A 7,378-nucleotide genomic window follows, 5' to 3' on the forward strand; every position below is an offset into this window, starting at 1 on the left:
TCGAAGTCTTTTATAATCGCCAACGGCAGCATTCGACGCTTGGCTATCGTTCACCCTGCCAGTATTTAGATGACTGGCTCGCTGAGCAACATCAGGAAAAACAGGCGGCATAAAAGCCACCTGTTGGGAGACGAAAAATCGAGGGAAGCTCACCTACCATCAATCCACAACCACAGTTAATGCGACAATAAATTATGCGCTGCTTAGGTGCTGCTTAGGTGCTGCCTGGACGCAGCATCCCGGCAACCTTGCAGCTAACGCAGGCGCAAGAAATCGGTCCCCGCACATGCGGGACCATGTCTATAACACCAGCTCATTGCGATGGCATATTTCAGACTTCAGCGTCTGGCTGATTTTGCGGAGCGGCCTTGACGAAGGCATCCAACTGCTGGCAGTTTTCGTGAATCCGCATCAGGGTCGGCATCGCCGATAAATCGCATTTCAGACGTTGCGCATTAAATATCTGCGTCACCAGGCAGCAATCAGCCAGCGTCGGGGAATCCCCGTAGCAGAACTTGCCGGGCCGCTTGTCGCGGGCTAATGTTAACTCCAATGCTGCCAGGCCGCTCTCGCACCAATGGCGATACCAGGCATTCTTGGCATTGTCGTCGACATTCAACTCATGTACCAGATAACGCAACACGCGCAGGTTATTGAGCGGATGCATATCGCAGGCAATCGACAGCGCGACGCTCCGCACGAAAGCACGATCCAGCGGCGTCGACGGTAACAATGCCGGCATCGGATGAATTTCATCCAGATACTCAATCATCGCTAGCGATTGCGTCAGCACATGCTGGCTGCCACTGCCATCGTCCGCAACCAGTGTCGGCAGCAGGCCATCGCTGTTGAGAGTCCGATACAACTGGCTCAATTGCTCGCCGCCATGCTTAAACAAATGCACCGGTACGATATCGTGCGCGATGCCTTTCAGGTTAAGCGCAATCCGCACGCGATACGAAGCGGAGCTCCGGAAATAGCTATACAGTTTCATCGATTTGTACTCGAATCGCAGACTTCAGACCAACCGTAACCGCAGATCGCCCACGCCCGCTACGGAACCCTCCAGCAGATCACCCTTTACAACCGCGCCGACCCCAGCAGGGGTACCGGTGAAGATCAGGTCGCCGGCCTGAAGTTCAAAATACGCCGACAACTGTTCAATGGTCTCGGCGATATTCCAGATCATCTGATTGATGTCGCCGTGCTGGCGCAACACGCCATTGACGTGCAGTTGAATATCGCCCTGCTCGATGACGCCAGTGGTGCTCACAGGATGAATTGGCGAGATAGGCGCGGAATAGTCGAAGCCTTTAGCAGTGCACCAGGGCCGGCCCAGTTTTTTGGATTCAGCTTGCAAGTCGCGACGCGTCATATCGAGACCGATTGCATAGCCCCAGATATGCTTGACGGCTTCGGCAGCAGCAATATTCTTGCCGCCGCTGCCAAGCGCTACCACCAGCTCAATTTCGTGATGCAGGTCCTGCGTCATTGATGGATAAGGCATCTCGCCGATGCTGCCATGCACGACCGGCAGCACCGCATCGGCCGGCTTCGCGAAGAAGAAGGGGGCTTCACGGCCGCTGTCGCCCATTTCCTTGGCATGCTCGGCATAATTGCGGCCGACGCAATAGATACGATGCCCCGGAAACAACTGGTCGCTGCCTTCTACAGGCACGGTTGCTAAAACTTTGGGAGGGAAAGCGAAATTCATGGAAGCTCCTTGTTTGAGGACTGCCGGCGTGCCGGCATGGGACAAAATCGTGCTGTGTATTTTGCTTCTGATTCAAGTTAACTATTGCCGAAATAACTGCCAAGACGGCGTACCGCCTCACGCAAATTCTCCATCGAGGTCGCGTAAGAAAGGCGGATATAATGCGCTGCGGTATGGTCACCAAAATCCAGTCCCGAAACCATGCCGACGCCAACCCGCCTCAGAATATCCTTGACCAGACTGTCGGCATCGCCGCCATCCTTGAGGAGACCGCTGCAATCAGCATATACGTAGAAAGCGCCATCGGGTATCACCGGCACCTTGAAACCGAGCGCAGTCAGTTCCGGCGCCAGGTAATCGCGACGGCGCTTGAACTCTTCCTTGCGTGCCTCATACAAGGCCAGCGAGTCTTTTTCAAAACAAGCCAGCGCGGCGTGCTGTGCAATTGACGACGGGCAGATAAACAGGTTCTGCGCCAGCTTTTCGATAGGCGGTACCAGTGCTTCCGGCAGCACCAGCCAACCGAGACGCCAGCCGGTCATGCTGAAGTATTTAGAAAAACTGTTGATGACGATGACGTCTTCACCAAGCGATAACGCCGAAAACGGCTCGGCATCGTAACTAAGGCCTTGATAGATTTCGTCAACGATAGAAAAACCACCCTTGTCACGCACAGTAACAATTATCTTGGCCAGTTCGCTGTGCAGGATCGAAGTGCCGGTAGGGTTGGATGGCGAAGCCAGCAGCACGCCGCGAGTTTGCGCGCCCCAGTGCTCACGCACCATGAGATCAGACAATTGAAAACGTTCGGCCGGGCCGCTGGCAATCAGCTTCGCCTGGCCGTCGAAGGCAGCGACAAAGTGACGGTTACACGGATAGCACGGATCTGGCATCAGCACTTCGCTCCCCTTCTCTACCAATGCTGCACAAGCCAGCAGCAAGGCGGCCGAAGCACCCGCCGTAACGACGATACGTTCGGGCGCGATGTCCAGACCGAATACCGTCAGATAATGCGCAGAGATCGCTGCGCGCAACGCCGGCAAACCGGTGGCAGAGGTGTATTGCATCTTGCCGTCGGCCATCGCCTTGGCGGCAGCTTCAATAACCAGCGGCGCCGCGGTAAAGTCGGGCTCGCCGATACCCATGTGAATAATATGACGGCCTTCGCGTTCCAGCGCCGCAGCCATTTTTGCCAGCTCCATCACGTGGAAAGGAGCAATGTTACCGAGACGTGACGCCAGGTGCGAGAATGTCATGAATACTTTTCCGAATGGCGTGGTGCTTTCAGCGGCAAAGCTGACACAAGACCGGAGCCTGTTACCAGAGCCTGTTACCAGAGCCTGTTACCAGAGCCTGTTACCAGAGCCTGTTACCAGAGCCTGTTACCAGAGCCTGTTACCAGAGCCCGTTATCACTCAATTTTCGATATGCCTCATACCAAAACGTGGGTTGGCAAGCCGCGCAACGCGGCCAGCGCACGTTGTTGGTTTGCCCCCTCCGGGAAGGGTAGCAGACATCGCATGCCGTTGTTACTGCGCCTTACCGTAGCAACGCTACGCTGCGGTGCCGCGCCCAGGAGCGCAACGCCTGCGCCGCGTTCGCACTCCCCAATTAAATATGAACAGGCCATGAAGCGGCACTTGAACAGCTAAGCCAATTCCGATTCGCAGACGCGACCAAGCGCTTCCTTGCCTGCAGGATTTACCGATTCAGGATTTTTTGCCGGCGTCGATTTCAGTCGCACGCGCCTTGGCGGCAAATTTATCCAGCACGCCATTGACGTACTTGTGACCATCGATGCCGCCGAACGATTTGGTCAGTTCAACCGCCTCGTTGATGACAACGCGATAGGGAATTTCGACGTGATTTTGCAGCTCGAAAGCGCCGATCAGCAACACCGCGCGCTCCACCGGCGACAACTCGCTGATCTTGCGGTCGATCAACGGCGACAGGCCCGCACGCAATGCGACAACATCTTTGATCGCGCCGTACAGCAGCGAGTTGAAATGCTCGGCATCGGCCTTGTCGAAACCGTGTGCCTGACGAATGTTCTTGCTGATGGCAGTCACATCTTCATTGTTCAATAGCCATTGATACAGGCCCTGCAACGCGAATTCGCGCGCGCGGTGACGAGGCGTGCGGCTCTTGCTCGGATTGGCGTGCAAAGTTTTATTGGTCATAATTTTTCCAGCTTATAGTAAATCTTGTAGGTACAGCTCATCGGTCAGGCGCTGGGCGCTCTTGCTGCCGCCGGCAATGCACATGCGCGGCGCAACTCACCACCAACTGCATGCCGTTCAAGAACGACAGGCGGCCATTATCCAAACCATTTTATTCTTCGCTGGTGGCTTCAGCCAGTTCTTCCAGCGCGATTGACAAATTAGCCATCTCAACCGCTACCCGCGCCGCATCGGTGCCCTTCTCTTCCATGCGCGCTTCGGCCTGTTCATCGTTCTCTGTGGTCAGCACCGCATTTGCGATCGGGATACCGGCATCCAAACCGACGCGCGTGATGCCAGCGCCGGATTCGTTGGAGACCAGTTCAAAGTGATAAGTCTCGCCACGAATCACCGCGCCAATCGCAATCAGCGCGTCGAACTGCATGGTCTCCGCCATCTTTTGCAGCGCCAGCGGGATTTCCAGCGCCCCTGGCACGGTGACGTGCAAAATATCTTCATCGGCCACCCCCAAATGCTTCAGCTCTGCCAGACAGGCAGACAGCAGCCCGTGACAAACATCTTCATTGAAGCGAGCTTGCACAATACCGATACGTAAATCTGTACCATCCAGATTGCTTTCATAAATTCCGACTGTCATGATTTTCCTTCTCTGCGCATCAGGCGCTTATCTATTCATTGTTTTATAAGAGCGTTACAAAATTCAGCGTTTTAATCCGGTTTCCAAGCAGCCCGGCGGCCACGATCTGTCACTCAAGCGTTCGGCTTATTTTGATATCCGGTAATTTCCAGGTCATAGCCTGTCATCGAAGGCATCTTGCGCGGACTGGCCAGCAGTTTCATCTTGCCGACGCCGAGATCCTTGAGTATCTGCGCGCCGATGCCGTAAGTCCGCAAGTCAACCCTGGGGGCCGCCGGCTTGGCGCCGCTGCAGACTGCCTCCAGTGCTGCGAACTTGGCAAAAATCTGCTCTGCCGATTCCTCGCAATTGAGCAGCACCACGACGCCGCAAGGTGAAGCGGCAATCGCCGCCAGGGCCGATGCCATGCTCCAGGAATGGTTGGTTTCTTCGGTTTCCAGCAGATCCAGAATCGATACCGGCTGATGCACTCGCACCAGCGTTTCCACCTGCGGCGACGGCGTGCCATGCAACAGCGCCAGATGGGCGCCACCGCTTGGGGTATCGCGATAGGCGATGGTCTTGAAGGTGCCCTGCGCGGTATGCGTGGCGCGCTCAGCGAGCCGCTCGACGATGCTCTTATGCTGGCCGCGATAATGGATCAGATCGGCAATCGTGCCAACCTTCAAGCCGTGTTCCTTCGAGAACTCCAGCAAATCCGGCAGTCGCGCCATGGTGCCGTCTTCCTTGAGGATTTCGCAAATCACCGCAGCCGGGGTCAGGCCCGCCATTTCGGTGAGATCGCAACCGGCTTCAGTGTGGCCGGCACGCATCAACACGCCACCCTTGCGCGCCTTGATCGGGAAGATATGGCCAGGCTGGACGATATCGTCAGGCTTGGCATCCGCCGCCACCGCAACCTGGATCGTGCGCGCGCGATCGGCTGCGGAAATACCGGTCGTGACGCCTTCGGCAGCTTCGATCGAGACGGTAAAATTGGTGCCGTAGGCGGTGCCGTTACGGCTGGTCATCATGCTTAGATTGAGCTGATCGCAACGCTCTTCGGTCAAGGTCAGACAGACCAGACCACGCGCATAGCGAACCATGAAATTGATCGCCTCAGGCGTCACAAAATCGGCGGCCAGAACCAGGTCGCCCTCGTTTTCACGATCTTCTTCATCCACCAAAATAACCATGCGCCCGGCACGGAGTTCGGCAATGATTTCCTCTGTAGCTGCAATTGACATGCTTCGCCTTGAATTCGCCTTGAAAATAACCGATCCGCAAGCCGCCTCGTGAGCGGTCTGCGGCCAGCTTATATGTGCTGTAAATCGCGCTGAACTGCTATTGATCGGCCGCTCTCGGTCCACTGCCAGCGACGCTGACAAGCCCGAATAACCCCGAAGTGGCTATTTTAAAGGATTTAGCAGACTGAAAATGTTTTACGGACAGCACTTCGCAGTACTTTCGTCAGAACTGACGATATGTCAACTTTGCAGATGCGTTGCAAATACGTCGCCGCCAAACCAGCACTTAGCTCAAGCGCTCAATGGTTGCATTTTCGCCAATGCATCGATCAACAAAATCGGATCGCCCAACGCCAGTCTTTTCGAATCCGACAACGCCTGACGAAACGATTTGGCGCCCGGCATACCGGCCATCAGGCCCAGCATGTGGCGGGTAATGCTGTTGAGACGCAAACCGTTGCCATCCCGTCCATAGCGGGCTAACTGCTCGCGGATATAAGCCAACATGTCCTCGATCACCTCGGCGCGCGTCTTCGGCAGCGCAGCGGCATCGCCGAAATAGCGTGCATCGAAATCTGCCATCAGATAGGGATTGTGATAGGCCTCGCGCCCCAGCATCACGCCATCGACATACTGTAAGTGAGCATCGATTTCCGCAGTGGTCTTGATGGCGCCGTTGATGATGATTTCCAGCTCAGGAAAATCGCGCGCCAGTTGGTAAGCATACTCATACTTCAGCGGCGGGATTTCGCGATTTTCCTTCGGGCTCAACCCCTTCAGGATCGCATTGCGCGCATGCACGATAAACGTCTGGCAGCCCGCCTCCGCCACGGTCCCGACAAAATCGCGGACAAACTCATAAGACTCGATCTTGTCGATGCCAATCCGATGTTTGACAGTCACATCGATCGCCACCGCATCCCGCATCGCCTTAACGCAATCCGCCACCAACGCCGACTCCGCCATCAGGCAAGCGCCAAACGCCCCCTTTTGCACGCGCTCGGAAGGACAGCCGCAATTCAAATTGATCTCATCGTAACCCCACTGCTCACCCAATTTAGCGCTCTTGGCCAGATCAGCGGGCTCGCTGCCCCCCAACTGCAATGCCACCGGATGTTCGACCTCATCAAAATTCAGATGACGCGGCACATCCCCATGCAACAAGGCCCCGGTCGTCACCATTTCAGTATACAGCCAGGTGTGGCGCGTGATTTGACGGTGGAACACGCGGCAATGGCGATCGGTCCAGTCCATCATGGGCGCAACGGATATGCGCCTACCGCGATAATTACTTGATTTCATAAAGCATTTTTAAGTTTTACTGATTTCTCACACAACAATTTTTATGCATTGTTTTATGCAATTTTGCGCGCTCAGTACGCAGAAATTACGGAGAACTGCGGATGGAATCAATAAGAAAACGCCAATCTCGCCAGGTTGCCGACATGCGTCGGAAAGGCCATAAGTCTATCAGTAAGTCGCTCCCGACTAAGACTAAAGTGGACCCATCTGTCCAGACAAATATCTGCATAGTTTAAGAAGCACTTCCTGCCTCCAATACAGCTGCGCGGCGCTGTCCCGGTTTTTCTGTTGCTCTTGGTGTTGCTGTTGATCTTGCCGT

At 55.3% G+C, this 7,378-nt stretch carries 7 protein-coding genes; all 7 read right to left on the reverse strand.

Annotation, left to right across the window (positions count from 1 at the left end; translation table 11 throughout):
• Window positions 1–331 precede the first annotated feature (331 nt).
• Window positions 332–994, reverse strand: coding sequence for a maleylacetoacetate isomerase (maiA, locus tag ACIQ0R_RS09775; protein ID WP_395826636.1), 663 nt, complete (start codon window positions 992–994; stop codon window positions 332–334).
• 24 nt (window positions 995–1,018) lie between these two features.
• Window positions 1,019–1,714 carry a fumarylacetoacetate hydrolase family protein gene (locus ACIQ0R_RS09780; protein WP_395826638.1) on the reverse strand — a complete coding sequence of 232 codons (696 nt, stop codon included), beginning with the start codon at window positions 1,712–1,714 and terminating at the stop codon, window positions 1,019–1,021.
• Between the two features lie 77 nt (window positions 1,715–1,791).
• Window positions 1,792–2,970, reverse strand: a complete 1,179-nt coding sequence (locus ACIQ0R_RS09785; RefSeq protein ID WP_395826640.1) for a pyridoxal phosphate-dependent aminotransferase — start codon at window positions 2,968–2,970, stop codon at window positions 1,792–1,794.
• Between the two features lie 453 nt (window positions 2,971–3,423).
• Window positions 3,424–3,894 (reverse strand): transcription antitermination factor NusB, encoded by a 471-nt coding sequence (gene nusB, locus ACIQ0R_RS09790; protein WP_395826642.1) that lies wholly within the window; start codon window positions 3,892–3,894, stop codon window positions 3,424–3,426.
• A 151-nt stretch (window positions 3,895–4,045) separates the two neighbouring features.
• Window positions 4,046–4,531, reverse strand: a complete 486-nt coding sequence (gene ribH, locus ACIQ0R_RS09795) for a 6,7-dimethyl-8-ribityllumazine synthase (protein ID WP_395826645.1) — start codon at window positions 4,529–4,531, stop codon at window positions 4,046–4,048.
• Window positions 4,532–4,644: 113 nt separating this feature from the next.
• Window positions 4,645–5,757 (reverse strand): bifunctional 3,4-dihydroxy-2-butanone-4-phosphate synthase/GTP cyclohydrolase II, encoded by a 1,113-nt coding sequence (ribBA, locus tag ACIQ0R_RS09800; protein WP_395826647.1) that lies wholly within the window; start codon window positions 5,755–5,757, stop codon window positions 4,645–4,647.
• A gap of 291 nt (window positions 5,758–6,048) precedes the next feature.
• On the reverse strand, window positions 6,049–7,059 hold the full coding sequence (dusA, locus tag ACIQ0R_RS09805) for a tRNA dihydrouridine(20/20a) synthase DusA (protein WP_395826649.1): 1,011 nt from the start codon (window positions 7,057–7,059) through the stop codon (window positions 6,049–6,051).
• Window positions 7,060–7,378: the final 319 nt, after the last annotated feature.

This window comes from Collimonas sp. (genome assembly GCF_044339385.1).
GTDB lineage: Bacteria > Pseudomonadota > Gammaproteobacteria > Burkholderiales > Burkholderiaceae_D > Collimonas.